A 17,311-nucleotide genomic window follows, 5' to 3' on the forward strand; every position below is an offset into this window, starting at 1 on the left:
AGAAGTCCGCAATCAGGAGGAGAATACGAAGATGAGACCGGAGACAAGTACGGAGATACGCACGGAGATGAAAATAAAGATGAAGTCCTGTGAGCATCCTCCCGCCTTATACCCTTACAGGGAGTGGAGTATTGAAGAGGAACACTACGAGGATGAATTCAATCAGCGGAGCGAGAGTGTCTTCGCACTCGGCAACGGCTATATCGGCATGCGCGGCAATTTCGAGGAAGGCTATCACGGTAAGGCGGGGACTTCGGTCGCAGGAAATTATCTGAACGGCTTCTTTGATTCTGAGCCGGTTGTCTATCCTGAGGGGGCCTTCGGGTACCCCTCCCGCAACCAGGCCATGCTGAATGTGACCGATGCCCGTATCCTCAGGCTCAGCATTGAAGGCCATGAATTCCGGCTGGATCAGGGAAAACTGCACCGGTATAAGCGCCGGCTGGATATGCGCAGCGGTATGCTGCACCGGGAGCTGGAGTGGGAATCTCCAGCCGGGCACCGGGTGCTGCTGGTGGTCCGCCGGATGGTTGCCTTGGCGCACAAGCATCTGGCCGCTATCGACTATGCCGTGACGGCGCTGAACTTCTCCGGGACACTGAAGTTCGATTCTGTGGTGGACGGCGAGATCCGGCGGCCGGAGGCGACGGATGATCCAAGGCTGGGAGCGGGCAGCCCGGTGCCCAGCCTGCTGCTGGAGGATACCGGTTATGACCAAGTCACCGGGGATCTGTGGATGAAGCAGCGGACCCGGCATACAAGATTCGCGCTGCTGACCGCAGTCGGCCATGCGCTGCGGGCGAAGTCCGGGCGGGAGATGAGCCGCCAATTGACCGGTCAGCGCATCTCGGTCTGTTATGCCGCTGCTGTGCGCAGCGGGGAGACTGTGACGCTTACCAAATATATAACGTATCATACCTCCAGAGATTACGGGGAGGAGGAGCTGCCCGGCCGGAGTGCTGAAGTCTTGGCGCTGGCCAAGGAGCTGGGCTTCGCCGGTCTTGCCGGGGAGCAGCAGGCGTATCTGGACAGATTCTGGGCACAGGCTGATGTGGAGATTAGCGGTGATCCTGCACTCCAGCAGGGCATCCGCTTCAATGCTTATCAGCTGCTGCAATCCGTGGGCCGGGACGGAGCAACGAATATCGGAGCCAAGGGCTTAACCGGTGAAGGCTATGAAGGGCATTATTTCTGGGACACGGAGATGTACATGCTGCCGTTCTTCACCTTCACGCAGCCGGAGATTGCCCGTGCGCTGCTGGAATTCCGTTATGCAACGCTCGGCAAGGCCAGGGAGCGGGCAGCGGTTATGTCGCAGAAGGGGGCGTTGTACCCGTGGCGGACGATTGACGGCGAGGAGAACTCCGCCTACTTCCCCGCAGGCACTGCCCAGGCGCATATCAATGCCGACATCGCCTACGGCCTGAAGCAGTATGTCCAGGCCACCGGAGATATGGAATTTCTGGTTAGCCGGGGGGCGGAGATGCTGTTCGAGACCTCAAGGTTCTGGGCCGATCTGGGCCACTATAACCCCGCGCGCGGAGGTGCCTTCTGCATTGATGCAGTAACAGGGCCGGATGAATATACGGCGATTGTCAACAATAACGCCTACACCAATCTCATGGTGCAGGATCAACTCCAGTATGCCTATGAGACGGCTCTGCTGCTTCAGCGTGAATATCCGGCGGAATACGAACGGTTGCGGCAAGCGCTCGGATTAACTATCGAAGAGGCTGAAGGCTGGAGAGCTGCCGCCGCAGGTATGTTCATTCCTTTTGACGAACCGCTCGGCATTTATGCCCAGGATGACACGTTCCTGACGAAGGAGAAGTGGGATTTCGAGCATACGCCTGCGGATCAGTATCCGCTGCTGCTCCATTATCATCCGCTGGTCATCTACCGGCATCAGGTGCTGAAGCAGGCCGATCTGGTCATGGCCCTGTTCCTGCTCGGGGACAAGTTCAGCCTCGCGGATAAGCTCCGCAACTATCATTATTATGAACCGCTGACGACCCATGACTCCTCGTTATCCCCTTGTATCCACAGTATTATGTCTGCGGAGATCGGAGACCTGGCCGGAGCATACCGTTATTTCGGCCGTACGGTGCGGATGGATCTGGACGATATCAACCGCAATGCCAAGGACGGGCTGCATATGGCGGCAATGGCCGGGTCATGGATGTCGATTGTGAACGGCTTCGGCGGCATGCGGCTGTCTCAGGGAGAGCTGGATTTTGCCCCTGTCCTGCCGGAGCAGTGGGAGAGCTACCGCTTCAAGGTTACAGTAGGCGGTCAGCTGCTGGATATCTTCGTTGAACGGGAGGCGGTAGTGTATACGCTGCTGGAGGGGACAGCGCTTGAGATCAGGCATAGGAAGCAGCCGCTGCGGCTGCTTCCGCAGGAGCCGGTGAGGGTTTCGCTGGCGCAGCGGCTGGAGGCTGTAATCTTCGATCTTGACGGTGTGATTACAGATTCCGCCGAGGCTCATTATCTTGCCTGGCAGGCCCTCGCGGATGAGCTGGGCGTGTCCTTCAGCCGGGAAAAGAATGAACGGCTGAAGGGCGTCAGCCGGATGGAATCGCTGGAGATCGTTCTGGAGGGCAGCAGCCTTGCGAAGCTGCCGGAAGCCGGGAAGCTCCGGCTGGCGGAGAAGAAGAACGATCATTACCGGCAGATGATCGGCCGGATCACCCCGGCGGATCTCCTGCCGGGGATCCGGGAGCTGCTCGATTCCCTGCGCGAGCGGGGAATCTCCGTGGGGCTGGCCTCGGCCAGCCTGAATGCGCCGCTGATTCTGGAGCGCCTCGGCGCAGCCCGGTGGTTCCAGGCCGTTGCCGACCCGGCTGTGCTCCGGAAGGGCAAGCCCGATCCGGAGATCTTCCTGCAGGCGGCAGAGCGGCTGGGTGTTCCGCCGGGCAACTGCATCGGCGTGGAGGATGCAGCTGCAGGCGTGGCCGCGATCCGGGCGGCGGGCATGAAGGCTGTGGGCATCGGCGCGGCCGGGCAGCTTGGCATGGCTGACCTGGTGTTGCCTTCTACGGCGGAGCTGGATGCCGGGAAGCTGCTGGAGCTGTTCGCGCGTTAGCCGCTTGCGGAAGGCGGCATCGGACAGCGAGATTGCTGTCCGTACAGTAAGGGAGCAGGGCGTGGCCGGATGTATGCGGAAAACCGCATACAATGTGTTGAGGAGAAATGGAACGTTATTTACTTAAAAGCTGATGTCGTTCATACAACACACCATTTACTAGAAAATTAAAAAGCCTCTGCAGCTATGCAGAGGTTTCCTTCGGTATACGCCGCGAGGCGGAATCTGAATGAAGCTGGAGGCAAATGCACGATCCAAGGTATACGAACTCAATTTGAGGCAGGGATAGTCGGATGAGTCATCACAATATGACTAAATCCTAGTCAGCAGAGGCCATAGTACGGGAGTGCTGGAGTACTATACTTGTTCAACTATCATTCGACGTTAATTCAACTCTTTCGGAAATGTTTTTACTTATTTCTTCAGGATTTTTAATGCCAATGATCAACTTTGATATTTTGAACTTACCAACTTTAAAGCTATCCAAATCGAAATGAAGAGTTTCTGGCTCATTCTCAAAAAAGTGCAGTTGATAGCCACCTTTTGATCTGAATAACCCATTTCTCTTTTCTCCTAATAAAGCACCATATAGTTTAAAAGCATTTGGTATCGGTCTGCCTGTTGTTATTCCCTTGATTGAAGAGTATGGAATTTGCAACCCTTTATCTAATTTTAAAAAGGGTGAGTTTCCAAGGTCGATATCTACGTAGGTTTCCATTAGTTGAATTGTACGTTCCATATTTTAAATCCCTCATTCCATTTATTTCACAACTCATAATTACATATAATACCACAAAACCCTCTTTTCATGAAAAAGTCTAAGCTCTGCCTGCTAGCTTAACGCATGCCGCCAGTCCACAACTTTAATTTTCAGTCTAATAGATGCATTCGGGAAGGAAGGTGTGTGTGCAACAAGGTGAACTAAACACATAAACGCGGTGACGTATGGGGGTTTGTTCGATAGTAGCCCTCTCAGGTATTGGCTCGCCTCAAGTAGTAGCCCCCTCCTCCAGCGCCACGGGCAGAATGTGCGCAGCGGCCACGCTGTGGCCCTGCACCTGCTGCAGGATCAGGTCCACGGCCAGCTGGCCCATCGCTTCCATCGGCTGGCGGATGGTGGTGATATGCGGGTCGAGCAGGCTGCGGAGCGCGATGCCGTCATAGCCGACGATCTTCACATCCTCCGGGACGCGCCGGCCTCTGATGCGGCAGGCCTTCAGGGCATAGGCGGCGATGATATCGCTGCCCGCAAAAATCCCGTCCACCTCAGGATGCTCCAGGAAGAGCTGCCCTAGCAGCTGCTCGTAAGCTTCGAAGTCGAAGCTGTTGTTGTCGGTATGGAGGGTAATGTACTCCAGGCTGTGCTGCTTCGCCATATCCTCGAAGGCCACGCAGCGCAGATGGGATAAGATATTCAGCTTGGGATGCCCGCCGATATGAGCGAGGTGCCGGCAGCCTTTTTGGATCAGAAGAGTGGTAGCCAGCTTGCCTCCCTCATAATTATCCGAGCAGACATAAGGGATATCCGGTGAGATCTGCCGGTCAAACGTCACCAGCGGCAGATTCATCTGCCGGTAGGCATCAACCTCCAGCGTATGGCTGCCCATAATAATGCCGTCCACCCGGCTTGCCCGCAGCATGTGGATGTATTCCTGTTCCTTCTGCTTGTCCTGCCACGAATTGCAGAGCAGCAGCTTATAGCCTTCGCGGTAGGCATGTTCTTCAATATGACTGGTCAATTCGCCGAAAAAAGGCAGAGATACATGCGGAATAATCAGTCCGATGATGTTGGATTTCGAGCGGCTAAGGGAGCGGGCCAGTTCGTTCGGCCGGTAATTCAGCTCCTCCATCGCCTGGTGCACCTTGTGCTTTAATTCCTCGCTTAAGTAACCCCTGTTGTTCAGTACCCGGGATACGGTGGTTGCCGATACGCCAGCCTTCAGCGCAACGTCTTTGATGGTCGGCATGGCCAGGCCTCCTGTCTGAGCGGTCAACTGCAGATTCATTCTAACGTGAGAGGCCGGCTCTGTCCAATATCGACGCCTGCTGTCGCTTTTTGTTGTTTCTAAAAACATCTTTTCCCCCTATAATTGTATCAAAGCAGTCCCCGTAATGAAGCCCCATGTATACATTATCCTTCAACTTGTCAGATTCCGATTATGAGATAGATGAACGGGAGTGTGCGAATGAGTGTAGATCATATTCATCTCAGGTTGTTAAGAAGCTTGCTTGTGCCTCTGCTGATCTTCCTGTGTACATCAGGCCCGGCAGGAGCTGCATTCGCCACAGCCGAGGAGCTTCCCGCCCGGAACGTGCTGGTGCTGCATTCCTATCAGAAGGGCTTCGCCTGGACCGATGACCAAAGTGCCGGAATAGAGGAACGTCTCAAGGGCACAGCTAATCCTCCCGTCATCTACACTGAATATATGGACTGGAAAAGGTACCCCACGCAGGGGAACCTCGAACATTTCTACGAAACCATCCGCTTCAAGTATCAGAACATCCCTATTCATACGATCATCACAACGGACGATGCGGCGCTGGGCTTCGCGATGAAGTACCGCCATGAGCTTCTGAACGATGCTCCGATTGTTTTCAGCGGGGTCAACGAGCTGGGGGTGGACAGCCTGCCGGATAAGCGCAGCATGACAGGCGTTATTGAGAAAATCAATGCAGCGCCCACCATCCGCATGGGCATGGACCTTAACCCTTCGCTGAAAAAGGTGTATGTCGTCTTCGATAATTCGGAGAGCGGACTGTCAACCGGCCGGATGGTGATGGATCAGATTAGCTCCTTGAATCCGGGGCTTGCGCTGTTCCCGATGAACCGCATGTCCATGGAACAGATCAAAGCTACGGCATCGGCATTATCCCCGGACAGCATTGTGCTGATGACTACATATTATAGTGACTCTACCGGAAGAATTGTGGAGTTCGACAGGTTCGCAAGCGAGCTGGGCAAGAGCAGCAGTGTTCCGGTGTACCATATCTATGATTTTGCATTGAACCATGGCGCCTTCGGCGGGAGCCTGATCAGCGGCAGAATGCAGGGGCAGACGGCAGCCGACCTGGCGCTGCGTATCCTGAAGGGGGAGCGTGCCGGGGATATCCCGGTGGTGACCGACAGTCATGTACGCAAGGTGTTTGATTACAATGAGCTGCAGCGGTTCAAGATATCACCGGATCAGCTGCCGAAGGGCAGCGAAGTGATTAACGAGCCGTTCTCCTTCTATCAGACCTATAAGGTGCTGGTGCTGAGCATTGTGGCTGCTTTTGCGGTGCTGGTGACCTTCATTATGGTGTTGTTATTCTATGTGCAGCTGGTCAGAAGGATTAGAAGCAACCTGGAAAAAAGCAATGAACGCTTTAGCCTGGCAACCTACGGCTCGGATGCGGTAATCTGGGACGTTGATATGTCTACGATGATTTACTATTTCTCGGACAGCTGGTATGAGGTGCTCGGATATGCCCGGGATGAGCTGAATGAGAGCCGCGGCGGCTGGCGGGATATCCTCCATCCGGAGGATGCCGAGCAGGAGAACCGGCTGCGTATCCAGCATCTGGAGGGTCGTTCTTCTTACTACTACGCTGAATACCGGATGCGCAGCAAGGCAGGCGAATACAAGTGGTTTCAGGCGCGGGGCAAGGTGCTGCGTAATGCGGGCGGCGGATATATCCGTTTTGCCGGGTCGATGGTGGATGTAACGGACCGTAAAGGCTATGAGAGCAAGCTGCAGACGAGCTATCAGGAGCTGGAATCGACCTATGAGGAGCTGACCGCCCTGCAGGATGAGCTGCTGGAGCAGTATAACAAGGTGGTGGAGAATCAGGCGCTGCTGCAGACCAGTGAGGAGAAATACCGGCTGCTCGCTTATAATGACGTACTTAGCGGTCTGCCCAACCGACTGTCGTTATCCGAGGAGCTGGAGCGGTTCATTGAAGAGCATTCCGGCGGTCATGCGGCGCTGTTCTTCCTGGATCTTGATAACTTCAAGTACATTAATGACTCCATGGGCCATACCTTCGGGGATGAGCTGCTGGTGCAGGTCGGCGAACGGCTGCTTAGCCGCGCTGACGGGCGCAGTAAGCATTTCCGCTTCGGCGGCGATGAGTTTGTGATTCTGTTCAAGGATATAGCTGAGGCGGGTGAGGTGATCCGTTATGCGGATTCCCTGGTACAGGGCTTCAAGGAGCCGTTCCAGTTACATGCGAGTGTGGTGCATATCTCCGCGAGCATCGGAATTGCCCAATACCCGGAGAACGGGAAGAATGCGGAAGAGCTGCTGAAGAATGCCGACATTGCCATGTATAAGGCCAAAGAAGCGGGCAAGGGCAGCTATATGATCTATGGGCAGGAGATGCAGCAGTATTTTGACGAACGGATGATTATTGAGAACCACTTAAGAAGCGCGATCTCCAATAATGAGCTGTCGCTGCATTACCAGCCGCTGGTGGATACCGGCACAGGTGAGATCTGGGGCTTCGAGGCGCTGATCCGCTGGAACAGCCCGGTGCTCGGCTTCGTCTCCCCCTTATCCTTCATCCGAATTGCCGAGGACTGCCGCCTGATCGTGCCCATAGGTGAGTGGGTGCTGCGCTCCGCCTGCCGGTTCACCAAGGATCTGCAGAATCAGGGCTATGAGGGCTATCATATCTCGGTCAATATCTCCGTCATTCAGCTGATGCTGGATGACTTCACAGACATGGTGCTGAGCGTGCTGGTGGATACCGGGCTTGCTCCGGAGTATCTGGAGCTGGAGATTACGGAATCGATCTTCATGGAATCCTTCGAGTCGATCAGCTCCAAGCTGGAAGCGCTCAAGGAGAGGGGCATTGGCATTGCGCTGGATGACTTCGGAACGGGCTATTCCTCACTTAGCTATCTGAAGCAACTCCCGATTACTACCCTGAAGATCGACAAGTCCTTCATTGACAGCATCGATACCCCGAACAATAGGTCACTGGCCAGCTCCATCGTCACCATCGGCCATGATATGGGACTGAATGTTACCGCTGAAGGGGTGGAGACCCCGGAGCAGCTTGCTTTTCTGGAGCGGACCCGCTGTGACAAGATTCAGGGCTACTATATCAGCAAGCCTATTCCGGAGAAAGAGGTCGCGGGCTGGGTCGCTGGGCGGATAGCGGGTTGAGGTGGGTTAGCGCTATTTCAGCAGCTTCCGCGCCAGCTTGACCTTGTTGCCGTAGGGCGGGTAGACAATGCCGAGGTCCAGGCGGGTGCCCCGCTTAACAATGCTTTTATGATGGGAGAAGAGGTCGAAGCTGTATTTGCCGTGGTAGCCGCCAATCCCGGAGTTCCCGACACCGCCGAACGGCAGCCTGGTGCTGGCTACATGGGAGATAGTATCGTTAATGCAGCCGCCGCCGAAGGACACCTCGGTCATCACCTGCTGCTCCACCTGCTTATCGCGGGTGAACAGATAGAGGGCGAGCGGCTTCGGACGGGCATTGATGCTCCGGATGGCCTCCTCCAGCCGGGTATACTCCAGTATCGGCAGCACAGGCCCGAAGATCTCATCCTCCATGGAAGCGTCACTCCAATCCGCCGGATAGATCAGGGACGGCTCGATATACAGCTCCTCTGGGATCACTGTCCCGCCCAGTATCAGCTTATCACGGTCCCGCTCCAGCATCCCCCCGATCCGCCGCAGCTGGCGCTCATTCACGATCCGTCCATAGTCTGTGTTACGCCGGATGTCGGTGCCATAGAAATCGGTGACGCAGCGTTTCATCCGCTCAATCAGCTCCGCTGCCACCTCGCTGTGGACCAGCAGATAATCAGGCGCAATACAGGTCTGCCCCACATTGATCAGCTTCCCCCAGACAATCCGTTTCGCGGCGGTTTCCAGGTCGGCGCTCCGGTCGACGATTACGGGGCTTTTGCCGCCCAGCTCAAGGGTGACGGGCACCAGGTTCTTCGCCGCCGCTTCCATGACAATTCTGCCTACAGGCACGCTGCCAGTGAAAAAAATATAATCGAACGCCGCATGAATCAGCAGATTCGTCGTTTCCTTCTCGCCCTGTACTACCCGGATATAGGCGGGATCAAAGGTCTCCCGGATCATATCCTCGATGACAGCGGAGGTAGCGGGTGTACTCTCGGAAGGCTTCAGTACGGCGCAGTTACCGGCGGCGATAGCGCCGATTAACGGCTCGATCAGAAGCTGGAACGGGTAGTTAAACGGCCCGATAATTAGCACCGTCCCGTAAGGCTCGGCTATGATTCTGCTCCGCGCCGGGAACAGATGCAGCGGTGAGCCTACCTTCACCGGCTTCATCCAGCGCCGCAGGTGCTTCATCATATAGCCGATGCTGTCCAGCGTGAATCCGATCTCTGTGGCATAAGCCTCGAACTCGCTTTTATGCAGATCCTGGTTCAGTGCAGCAATAATCCGGGCTTCGTTCCGTGTGATGGCATCCTTCAGCTTCCGAAGCTGCTCCAGCCGGAAGGCGGCGCTTCTCGTGGCTCCGCTGGCGAACCATTGTCTGTGCTCAGCCAGCAGCTGTTCGATCTGTTGTGCAGTGTATGGTGGCATGCTTGTATCCTCCTTGGTGATTTAGGGTTCCTATAGATTGCCTGCCGAAGAGGGCAGAGTCTGGATGTAATCCTGCATCCGGCTCCGGTTCAGCAGGGTGATTTCATTGCCCTTGAATTCGATCCAGCCCTGGTCGCGCAGGAATCCCAGCTCCCGCGACAAGGAAGGACGGGCGGTATTCATATGCTCGGCCCATTCCTTCCGGCTGAAAGGGAGCTTCAGCCGATCTGACTCCTGCTGCTCTCCCTGCTCCAGCAGGAAGTCTACGATACGGCGGCGCAGCGGTCCGGCGGACAGGTTCTCGATCTTCCGGTTCACGAGCACCAGCCGCTCGGACAGATTCTCGATGAAGCGGGTGAGGATATCGGTGTCGGCCGCGAATAATCTCAGCAGCTCCTGCTTGCTGATGAACATCACCTTGCAGGGGCCAGTGGCTGTGACGGTGGCGGGCACGGTGTTATTCCTGCGGAACAATACGGCTTCGCCGATGGTCTGCCCTTCCTTCAGATGCGCGATGGTCACACTGCTGCCGGTGGGATGTGTCTTCTGCACTTCAATGCGGCCTGAGAGCAGAATCCCAAGCCGGTCGGCCGGGTCACCCTCTGCCAGAATAATCGCATTCTTATGGTAGGAGCTGACCGCATAGGCCAGCGTATGCAGCAGCTGTTCGATCTCATCTGCGGATTTTCCGCGAAATAGCAGGCAGGCTTGCAGCGAAGCAGGCTCTGGTCTCATACTTTTCCTCCCGATGTGTAGTGATTGGTAACATTCGTTACCGATTGATAGACGAAAGTCTACTACAATTATTGGTAACTGTAAAGGCGAGGCACAGAGCGGTTCCATTAATGATAAGGAGTGATTCAGGTAATGAGCGAAATGTTTTGTTTCCAGTGTCAGGAGGCAGCTAAGGGGACCGGGTGTACGATTCAGGGGGTGTGCGGCAAGACGAGTGAGGTAGCGAATCTGCAGGATCTTCTGGTGTATACACTCAAGGGCATTGCCATCTTCGCGCGCAGCGGGCGTGAGCTGGGGATTACCGATCCGGTGACGGAGAAATTTATCATAGAGAGCTTGTTCGCTACGATTACCAATGCCAACTTCGTGCCGGAATACTTCACAGCGAAGATCCGGGAAGGACTGGCCCTGCGGGATCTGTGGCGCAGCAGAGTGGCTGATGCCGGAGTGATGGCCTATTTGTCGGAGCATGACGCGGCGAACTGGAGTGCGGTGACGGATGAAGAACTGACGGACAAGGCGAGAGCGGTGGGTGTGCTTGCTACAGAGCATGAGGATATCCGTTCCTTGCGCGAGCTGCTGACCTATGGTCTGAAGGGAATGGCTGCTTACATGGAGCATGCTGCGGTACTGGGCTTCTATGAAGCAGGAGCCCATGCTTTTATGGAAAAAGGTTTGGCAGCTGCGCTGGATAACGATCTGAGCGGCGGTGAGCTGACGGCTCTTGTGCTGGAATGCGGCAAGTTCGGCGTGGATGTGATGGCGCTGCTGGACCGGGCCAACACCGCAGCCTACGGTAATCCGGAGATCACCAAAGTCAATATTGGAGTAGGTACGAACCCTGGTATTCTGATCAGCGGTCATGACCTCAAGGACATGGAGGCGCTGCTGAAGCAGACCGAGGGTACCGGAGTGGATGTGTATACGCACAGTGAGATGCTGCCGGCCCACTACTATCCGGCCTTCAAGAAATATAGCCACTTCGTAGGCAACTACGGCAATGCATGGTGGAAGCAGAATGAGGAATTTGCCAGCTTCAATGGTCCGATTCTGATGACAACGAACTGTATTGTACCGCCAAAGGACAGCTACAAAGACCGGCTGTACACGACAGGCAACACCGGTTATCCGGGAATTCAGCATATCGCGGCAGGCGCGGACGGAGAGAAGGATTTCTCAGCTCTGATCGAGCAGGCCAAGAGCTGCAGTGCTCCGGTAGAGATTGAGACAGGCGAGATTATCGGCGGCTTCGCCCATGCAGCTGTAATGAACGTGGCGGATCAGGTGGTTGGAGCAGTAGAGAGCGGCGCCATCAAGCAATTCTTCGTCATGGCCGGCTGTGACGGACGGATGAAGAGCCGGAATTATTACACTGACTTTGCGGCAGAACTGCCGGGTGATACGGTGATCCTTACCGCAGGCTGTGCCAAATACAAATATAACAAGCTGGCGCTGGGCGATATCGGCGGAATTCCGCGCGTACTTGATGCCGGCCAGTGCAATGACTCCTATTCTCTTGTGGTTATAGCGCTTAAGCTGAAGGAAGTCTTCGGTCTTGCGGATATTAACGATCTTCCAATCTCCTATAACATTGCCTGGTATGAGCAAAAAGCGGTGATTGTACTGCTGGCCCTGCTGCATCTGGGCGTGAAGAACATTCATCTGGGTCCTACACTTCCGGCCTTCCTGTCGCCTAATGTAGCTAAGGTTCTGGTAGATACCTTCGGTATCGGCGGTATTACTACCGTCCAGGAAGACATGGAGCGGTTTATCGCTGCGGTATAATACAAATTCATCATGAGCCAAAAAACACAAAAGCGAGTCTCCGTATACAGGGGCTCGCTTTTGTGTATGGATATGAACGTCACTGTCAGCGCTTACGGCAGCCGGTAGACTGCAAACGGCTCGCCGGTGCGGAAGGCGGCACTGGCCTGGTCGAGCTGCTCAATTATCCCTGCATCCGGCGAAGCAGAGAGGCTCTGCAGATTATGCTGTACCTGCTCTACTGTAGTTGCGCCGACAATCACCGTGGAGACGGCGGGCCGGTTCATCAGCCAGGCCAGGGATAGTGCCGCAGATGAAGTGCCCAGCCCCTCCGCAATGGCCTGAACCTGTTCCCCAAGCGAGATGCGCTCCGGGGTAAGGAAGCGGCGGAAGTTCGGATCGGTCTCTGCTCTGGAGCCGGCAGGGGCCTTGCTGCTGCCGGCATATTTGCCGGTAAGAATGCCGCCCGCCAGAGGGAAGTAAGGGATGATGCCCAGACCCTGATCCAGGCAGAGTGGAAGCAGCTCGGCTTCGGGCGTGCGGTCAGCCAGTGAATAGCTGCACTGAATGGAGATGTATTTCGCGAAGTGCCGGGCTTCGCTGATCCCGAGCGCCTTCATCAGCTCCCAAGCGGCATAATTGGAGGCTCCGATATAGCGCACCTTGCCACTTGAGATCAGGTCATCCAGCGTACGCAGGGTTTCCTCTAGCGGTGTGTAGGGATCGAAGGTGTGAATCTGGTAGAGATCCACATAATCAGTCTTCAGCTTGCGCAGGCTGCCCTCCAGCTCCTGCATCAGATGATGGCGCGAAGAGCCGCTGCCGCCCGGCCCTTCATGCTTCGGCAATCCGGCTTTGGTCGCCAGCACTACGCTCTGGCGTCTGCCTTCAAGTGCAAGGCCAATGATCCGCTCTGATTCCGAGTCGGCATAGATATTGGCTGTGTCGATGAAGTTGATTCCTTGGTCCAAGGCGGCGTGAATAATGCGGACCGAGGTCTCCTGATCTGCCCGTTTGCCGAAGGAATTAGTTCCAAGACCCAGGGCGGACACCTGCAGGCCGCTATTGCCCAGACGGTTATATCGCATGCGCTCACTTCTCCTTATATAGTAGTAGTCTTAGCAGGAATCACGCACAAGCAGCTTGCCGCCGGACTCCAGGCGGCTCTCCTGTGACCGGGCAAGATTAATCACCGCATGCTCCTCCTGGAGCAGCTCAATCTCCTCGCCCAGCTTGAGGAGCAGCCTGGAGAAGCGGCTTAGGACACTGTCTGTGATGTAGCCGGTGAATTGTCCCGGATGGGCGAATACCTCGAGTATATGCCAGAGCTGGTCCGTGCAGGAACCGAACGCTCCGTTCATACGGCTCAGCGCAGCCTGGAGATCGCGGATCAGGCTGCCCAAATGGCTGTATTTATCCTCCAGCAGCAGCATGACTACCAGACCATAATTCACGGATTGCTGGCGGGATTCCACATTCTTGGCCAGCTGGCGCGCTGCCTCAAGCAGTCCGTCTGTCTCTGTCCGCAGCAGGCTTGCCAGGCTATGCAGGCGATGCTGCATTACCCCGGCATATCCTGCGTACAGGCCGCTGCCGGTAACCTGGCCGCTAACATAAATACTGCCGGTGGCTATAATGGTAGATTGGAGGATATCGCCATAGACGTACACATTCCCAAGGGCTTCGATCCGTACAGGTCCTTCCAGATCTCCCGGTACAACGATGTCGCCTGCGAACATAACATCGCCCGCAGGGTCTGTCAGCTCCCTGGTCAGCAGATAGACCGGAGGGAAGTCACAGATCCGGACGCTGCCGCTTCCTCCGCAGATCCGGGGCCTGCCGGTGTGCCGGGCTACGATTTTACCACAGGGAAGGAGCTTGGCATGATTACCGGCAGCAAAGTAGATATCTTGCGGCGGGGGAGGGGGCAGGACCCTTCCGTCTGTGTCGAGGCCGGGAATGCCTTCTTCCGGCGGCAGCTTGCGTGCGAAGACTTCGCCTGCAAAGGTAAAGGGGGCTCCGGGGAAACGGAGGTACTCCAAGGAATCCGCTGGCTCCTGAGCCGAAGCTCCCTGTCCCCGAAGCATTCTGTTCCCCTCCAGTGTATGCTCCGGCAGCTGGAATTCCAGCCGGGCTTCCTTGCCGGGCAGCGGGGCTCTTCCTTCAGCGATGCATACGGGAAGATATGTAGGATTCTCCAGCTCCGCGTACAGGGCGGGAATGTTCAGGTTGCGTAGAATGAAACGGTTGTCCAGTGAGGAAATAATCTGTTCTATGGTGAGCGTGGACAGCAGCATCGCCGGGTTGGGCTGGGCACGGACGACCGCCTCAAAGGCGGCGGGACAGTTGACCAGGTTCCAGGCGTACTTCTCTGCACGGTATAAAGTGAAGTGGACCTTGAGCTTGTCAGGCGATACGGTAATTTCGTACTGCGGCTTCTCGCAGATCTCCCAGGTAATATAATCTGCCTTGGTCACCTCAGTTGGCTCTGTAACGGTCTTCCAGTTGATCTTCAGGACAACAGGGTGGATCGCAGAAATGCGGGCGGGAGCGCCTCCGGGGAGCGGGGGAGTAATGAATATCTGGTTGTCCTGCACGAGGATAATTCCATTCTTATCTCCAGTTGTCCCGTCAGAAGTCCGGCCCTCCACAGAGAATGAATCCAGGAGACCTTTACGTTCGAGCATCAGGGACTCTACGAATTCATATCGGCTTGGTTCGATATCCTGCTGCGGCATGGTTGTAACCTCACTTTTCGTATGATCAATGGCAATTCGTACAGAAAAAGAACATCATCAAGCCTCGGAGGCTTCCCCTCCTGAACAGCTGGCTTAAGTGGTCTCTATTGGCAGCCTGGCAACCGTAAACGCGGATTCTGGCGTTCTTAGGCCCATAGCTTTGCGTCCTGCCCTTTCGGGGAGTTTGCCTTTAGAAATAGATCAATGATATACATCCTGTAGAGGCGATGAATTGTGGTCGACTGTAATCGACAAAAAGAATCATGAATAGTTCTTATGTGTCATTAACTTCTGCAAACAAGCTTAATTCTAGTACTTAAAGAGCTATTTTTCAACTATATTATGCCTATTTATCAAAAAACTCGAAATATGCAGCTCTATTTCGACAAAAAAACTGGTTTCCCAGCACTTACAGCTTATGGAAGAGGAAGATGAGAGGAAGTGTGGGTATTCAACTGTTGGGACACCCTGGGCTTGGCAAAACTCGGAGTGTTCCTTTTTCGATAAGCAGTGTTGTAAGTGTTTGTGTTATGTATGTGTTAACTATGTGAATAAACACAAACATTCAGTACATTATTTCGTAATAAAACCGAAGACATCCCAAATTCATTGTAATATAATCTAACTCATACCAAGGGAACGCGGATTAATGTTAACTAAATTAACATTAATAGAGATAGCGCATCAGGAGAGGAGCATAAACCATGCAGATTGCAGCAACACCTTACATCTGGCCTTATGACGGGGCTGTGGACCCGGCGAAGACAGCGCTGATGATTATCGACATGCAGACGGATTTTTGCGGCAAGGGCGGTTACGTCGAGAGAATGGGTTATGACCTCTCATTAACGGCGAGGGCGATTCAGCCCATTCAGCGGCTGCTGGCACGTATCCGGGAGATTGAAGGGTTCACCGTGATCCATACCCGCGAGGGACATAAGCCGGATCTGTCGGATCTGCCGGCGAACAAACGGTGGCGCAGCCGCCAGATCGGGGCCGAGATCGGCTCCGAAGGACCGGCGGGACGAATTCTCGTGCGGGGGGAGCGCGGCTGGCAGATCATCGAGGAGCTGGCGCCTGCCCACGGAGAGTACATTATAGACAAGCCGGGCAAAGGGAGCTTTTACGCAACGGACCTGGACCTGATCCTGAAGAATAAAGGAATTACCCATCTGATTCTGACCGGTATTACGACCGATGTCTGTGTACACACCACGATGCGGGAAGCCAATGACCGCGGGTACGAGTGCCTGATTCTTGCAGATTGTACGGGAGCGACGGATGAAGCGAATCACCTGGCGGCACTGAGTATGGTTCAAATGCAGGGCGGGGTGTTCGGCAGTGTAAGTGATTCACAAGCGGTGCTGCGTGCGCTGGAGCAATACTAAATCATTCATAAACGGGGGAATAACCATGTGGAACAAGTCCAGAACGAAAGCGCTGATGCTGTTAACCTCGCTGATGCTGCTCCTGACCGCCTGCGGTAACAATACGGAAGCCGGGAAGGCTGAAGGCCAGGGGGCGGAAGGCCCGGGCGAGCTGAAAAAGGTGGTGCTCCGGCTGAAGTGGATTCACCAGGCGCAGTTTGCCGGTTTTTATACCGCGGTGGAAAAAGGCTTCTATAAAGAAGCGGGGCTGGATGTTGAGATTCGCCCGGGGGGCTCGGATTTCCCGGCTGTGCAGATGGTAGCTTCCGGCAGTGAGGAGTTCGGAGTTACGGGTGCCGACCAGGTCGTCATCGCCAGAGAGAAAGGCGTTCCGGTCAAAGCGTTGTCCGCGATCTACCGCAAAACCCCGTTCGTCATGTTCACGCTCAAGGAGTCCGGGATCCAGACGATGGAGGATCTTGTCGGGCAAAAGGTAGGCATTAAGCTGGGCGGCAACGAGGAACTGACCTTCCGGGCCATGGAGAAAAGCGCGGGCATCGACCCTTCGCAAATCGAAGAGATGCCGGTCAAATATGATCTGAGTCCGCTGTTAACCGGTCAGGTCAAGGCCTGGCCCGGCTATGTCATTAATGAAGTGCTGGCTGTAGAGGAGCAGGGCAAGGAAGTGAATATTATCGACCCGAACGACTATGGCATCAATTTCTATGCCGATACCTTGTTCACTACGGAGTCTATCATCAAGAAGGACCCGGAGATGGTCGCAAGCTTCGTGCAGGCATCTATGCAGGGCTGGGATTATGCGGTCAAGCATCCGGAGGAGGCGGCGGAATTCGGTCTGAAGTATGGCGAGAAGCTTGATCTGAAGCATGAGGTCAATATGATGAAGGCCAGCATTCCGCTGCTTGATCCGGAGAAGCTTCCGCTGGGCTCGATGGACGAGGCGTCCTGGGAGACCCTGCAGAAGAATCTGGTCGAGCTGGGCTTTGTGAAAAAGGAACAGGATATCGGCGGATTGTTCACCAACGAGTTTTTGAAATAAGGAGGGAC

The 17,311-nt window shown here is 55.1% G+C and carries 11 protein-coding genes and 1 riboswitch; of the genes, 5 read left to right on the forward strand and 6 right to left on the reverse strand.

Annotated elements, in window-relative coordinates; translation table 11 throughout:
* The first annotated feature begins 31 nt into the window (after nucleotides 1-31).
* The gene (pgmB, locus tag MKX42_RS02760; RefSeq protein ID WP_340751060.1) at nucleotides 32-3,085 is read left to right on the forward strand and encodes a beta-phosphoglucomutase; all 3,054 of its coding nucleotides are present in this window, start codon (nucleotides 32-34) and stop codon (nucleotides 3,083-3,085) included.
* A 367-nt stretch (nucleotides 3,086-3,452) separates the two neighbouring features.
* Here pgmB and MKX42_RS02765 read toward each other — a convergent pair whose 3' ends face one another.
* The gene (locus tag MKX42_RS02765; protein ID WP_340751061.1) at nucleotides 3,453-3,824 is read right to left on the reverse strand and encodes a hypothetical protein; all 372 of its coding nucleotides are present in this window, start codon (nucleotides 3,822-3,824) and stop codon (nucleotides 3,453-3,455) included.
* 250 nt (nucleotides 3,825-4,074) lie between these two features.
* Nucleotides 4,075-5,052 carry a LacI family DNA-binding transcriptional regulator gene (locus MKX42_RS02770; protein WP_340751062.1) on the reverse strand — a complete coding sequence of 326 codons (978 nt, stop codon included), beginning with the start codon at nucleotides 5,050-5,052 and terminating at the stop codon, nucleotides 4,075-4,077.
* A 219-nt stretch (nucleotides 5,053-5,271) separates the two neighbouring features.
* Here MKX42_RS02770 and MKX42_RS02775 point away from each other — a divergent pair, with 219 nt between their 5' ends.
* Nucleotides 5,272-8,235 (forward strand): ABC transporter substrate binding protein, encoded by a 2,964-nt coding sequence (locus MKX42_RS02775; protein WP_340751063.1) that lies wholly within the window; start codon nucleotides 5,272-5,274, stop codon nucleotides 8,233-8,235.
* Between the two features lie 12 nt (nucleotides 8,236-8,247).
* Here MKX42_RS02775 and MKX42_RS02780 read toward each other — a convergent pair whose 3' ends face one another.
* Both MKX42_RS02780 and MKX42_RS02785 read right to left on the reverse strand, forming a co-directional pair.
* Entirely contained in the window at nucleotides 8,248-9,639 is a 1,392-nt protein-coding gene (locus tag MKX42_RS02780; RefSeq protein WP_340751064.1) for an aldehyde dehydrogenase, read from the reverse strand.
* A 30-nt stretch (nucleotides 9,640-9,669) separates the two neighbouring features.
* Nucleotides 9,670-10,374 (reverse strand): Crp/Fnr family transcriptional regulator, encoded by a 705-nt coding sequence (locus MKX42_RS02785; protein ID WP_340751065.1) that lies wholly within the window; start codon nucleotides 10,372-10,374, stop codon nucleotides 9,670-9,672.
* A gap of 132 nt (nucleotides 10,375-10,506) precedes the next feature.
* Here MKX42_RS02785 and hcp point away from each other — a divergent pair, with 132 nt between their 5' ends.
* On the forward strand, nucleotides 10,507-12,159 hold the full coding sequence (hcp, locus tag MKX42_RS02790; RefSeq protein WP_340751066.1) for a hydroxylamine reductase: 1,653 nt from the start codon (nucleotides 10,507-10,509) through the stop codon (nucleotides 12,157-12,159).
* Nucleotides 12,160-12,251: 92 nt separating this feature from the next.
* Here the strand turns inward: hcp and MKX42_RS02795 are convergent, their stop codons facing one another.
* Together MKX42_RS02795 and MKX42_RS02800 are read right to left on the reverse strand one after the other, a co-directional pair.
* Nucleotides 12,252-13,226, reverse strand: a complete 975-nt coding sequence (locus tag MKX42_RS02795) for an aldo/keto reductase (protein ID WP_340751067.1) — start codon at nucleotides 13,224-13,226, stop codon at nucleotides 12,252-12,254.
* A gap of 30 nt (nucleotides 13,227-13,256) precedes the next feature.
* Nucleotides 13,257-14,876, reverse strand: a complete 1,620-nt coding sequence (locus tag MKX42_RS02800) for a flagellar assembly protein A (protein WP_340751068.1) — start codon at nucleotides 14,874-14,876, stop codon at nucleotides 13,257-13,259.
* A gap of 106 nt (nucleotides 14,877-14,982) precedes the next feature.
* Nucleotides 14,983-15,075: riboswitch (cyclic di-GMP riboswitch) on the reverse strand.
* A 505-nt stretch (nucleotides 15,076-15,580) separates the two neighbouring features.
* Here MKX42_RS02800 and biuH point away from each other — a divergent pair.
* Nucleotides 15,581-16,264, forward strand: a complete 684-nt coding sequence (gene biuH, locus MKX42_RS02805; protein WP_340751069.1) for a biuret amidohydrolase — start codon at nucleotides 15,581-15,583, stop codon at nucleotides 16,262-16,264.
* Nucleotides 16,265-16,289: 25 nt separating this feature from the next.
* The gene (locus tag MKX42_RS02810) at nucleotides 16,290-17,303 is read left to right on the forward strand and encodes an ABC transporter substrate-binding protein (RefSeq protein WP_340751070.1); all 1,014 of its coding nucleotides are present in this window, start codon (nucleotides 16,290-16,292) and stop codon (nucleotides 17,301-17,303) included.
* The last annotated feature ends 8 nt before the right edge of the window (nucleotides 17,304-17,311 follow it).

Source organism: Paenibacillus sp. FSL R7-0204, assembly GCF_038002225.1.
GTDB lineage: Bacteria > Bacillota > Bacilli > Paenibacillales > Paenibacillaceae > Paenibacillus_AQ.

Excerpts from the sequence above, each read along its gene's own strand:
- pgmB (WP_340751060.1), top strand. The coding sequence starts at position 32 with ATGAGACCGGAGACAAGTACGGAGATACGCACGGAGATGAAAATAAAG.
- MKX42_RS02765 (WP_340751061.1), bottom strand. The coding sequence starts at position 3,824 with ATGGAACGTACAATTCAACTAATGGAAACCTACGTAGATATCGACCTT.
- MKX42_RS02770 (WP_340751062.1), bottom strand. The coding sequence starts at position 5,052 with ATGCCGACCATCAAAGACGTTGCGCTGAAGGCTGGCGTATCGGCAACC.
- MKX42_RS02775 (WP_340751063.1), top strand. The coding sequence starts at position 5,272 with ATGAGTGTAGATCATATTCATCTCAGGTTGTTAAGAAGCTTGCTTGTG.
- MKX42_RS02780 (WP_340751064.1), bottom strand. The coding sequence starts at position 9,639 with ATGCCACCATACACTGCACAACAGATCGAACAGCTGCTGGCTGAGCAC.
- MKX42_RS02785 (WP_340751065.1), bottom strand. The coding sequence starts at position 10,374 with ATGAGACCAGAGCCTGCTTCGCTGCAAGCCTGCCTGCTATTTCGCGGA.
- hcp (WP_340751066.1), top strand. The coding sequence starts at position 10,507 with ATGAGCGAAATGTTTTGTTTCCAGTGTCAGGAGGCAGCTAAGGGGACC.
- MKX42_RS02795 (WP_340751067.1), bottom strand. The coding sequence starts at position 13,226 with ATGCGATATAACCGTCTGGGCAATAGCGGCCTGCAGGTGTCCGCCCTG.
- MKX42_RS02800 (WP_340751068.1), bottom strand. The coding sequence starts at position 14,876 with ATGCCGCAGCAGGATATCGAACCAAGCCGATATGAATTCGTAGAGTCC.
- biuH (WP_340751069.1), top strand. The coding sequence starts at position 15,581 with ATGCAGATTGCAGCAACACCTTACATCTGGCCTTATGACGGGGCTGTG.
- MKX42_RS02810 (WP_340751070.1), top strand. The coding sequence starts at position 16,290 with ATGTGGAACAAGTCCAGAACGAAAGCGCTGATGCTGTTAACCTCGCTG.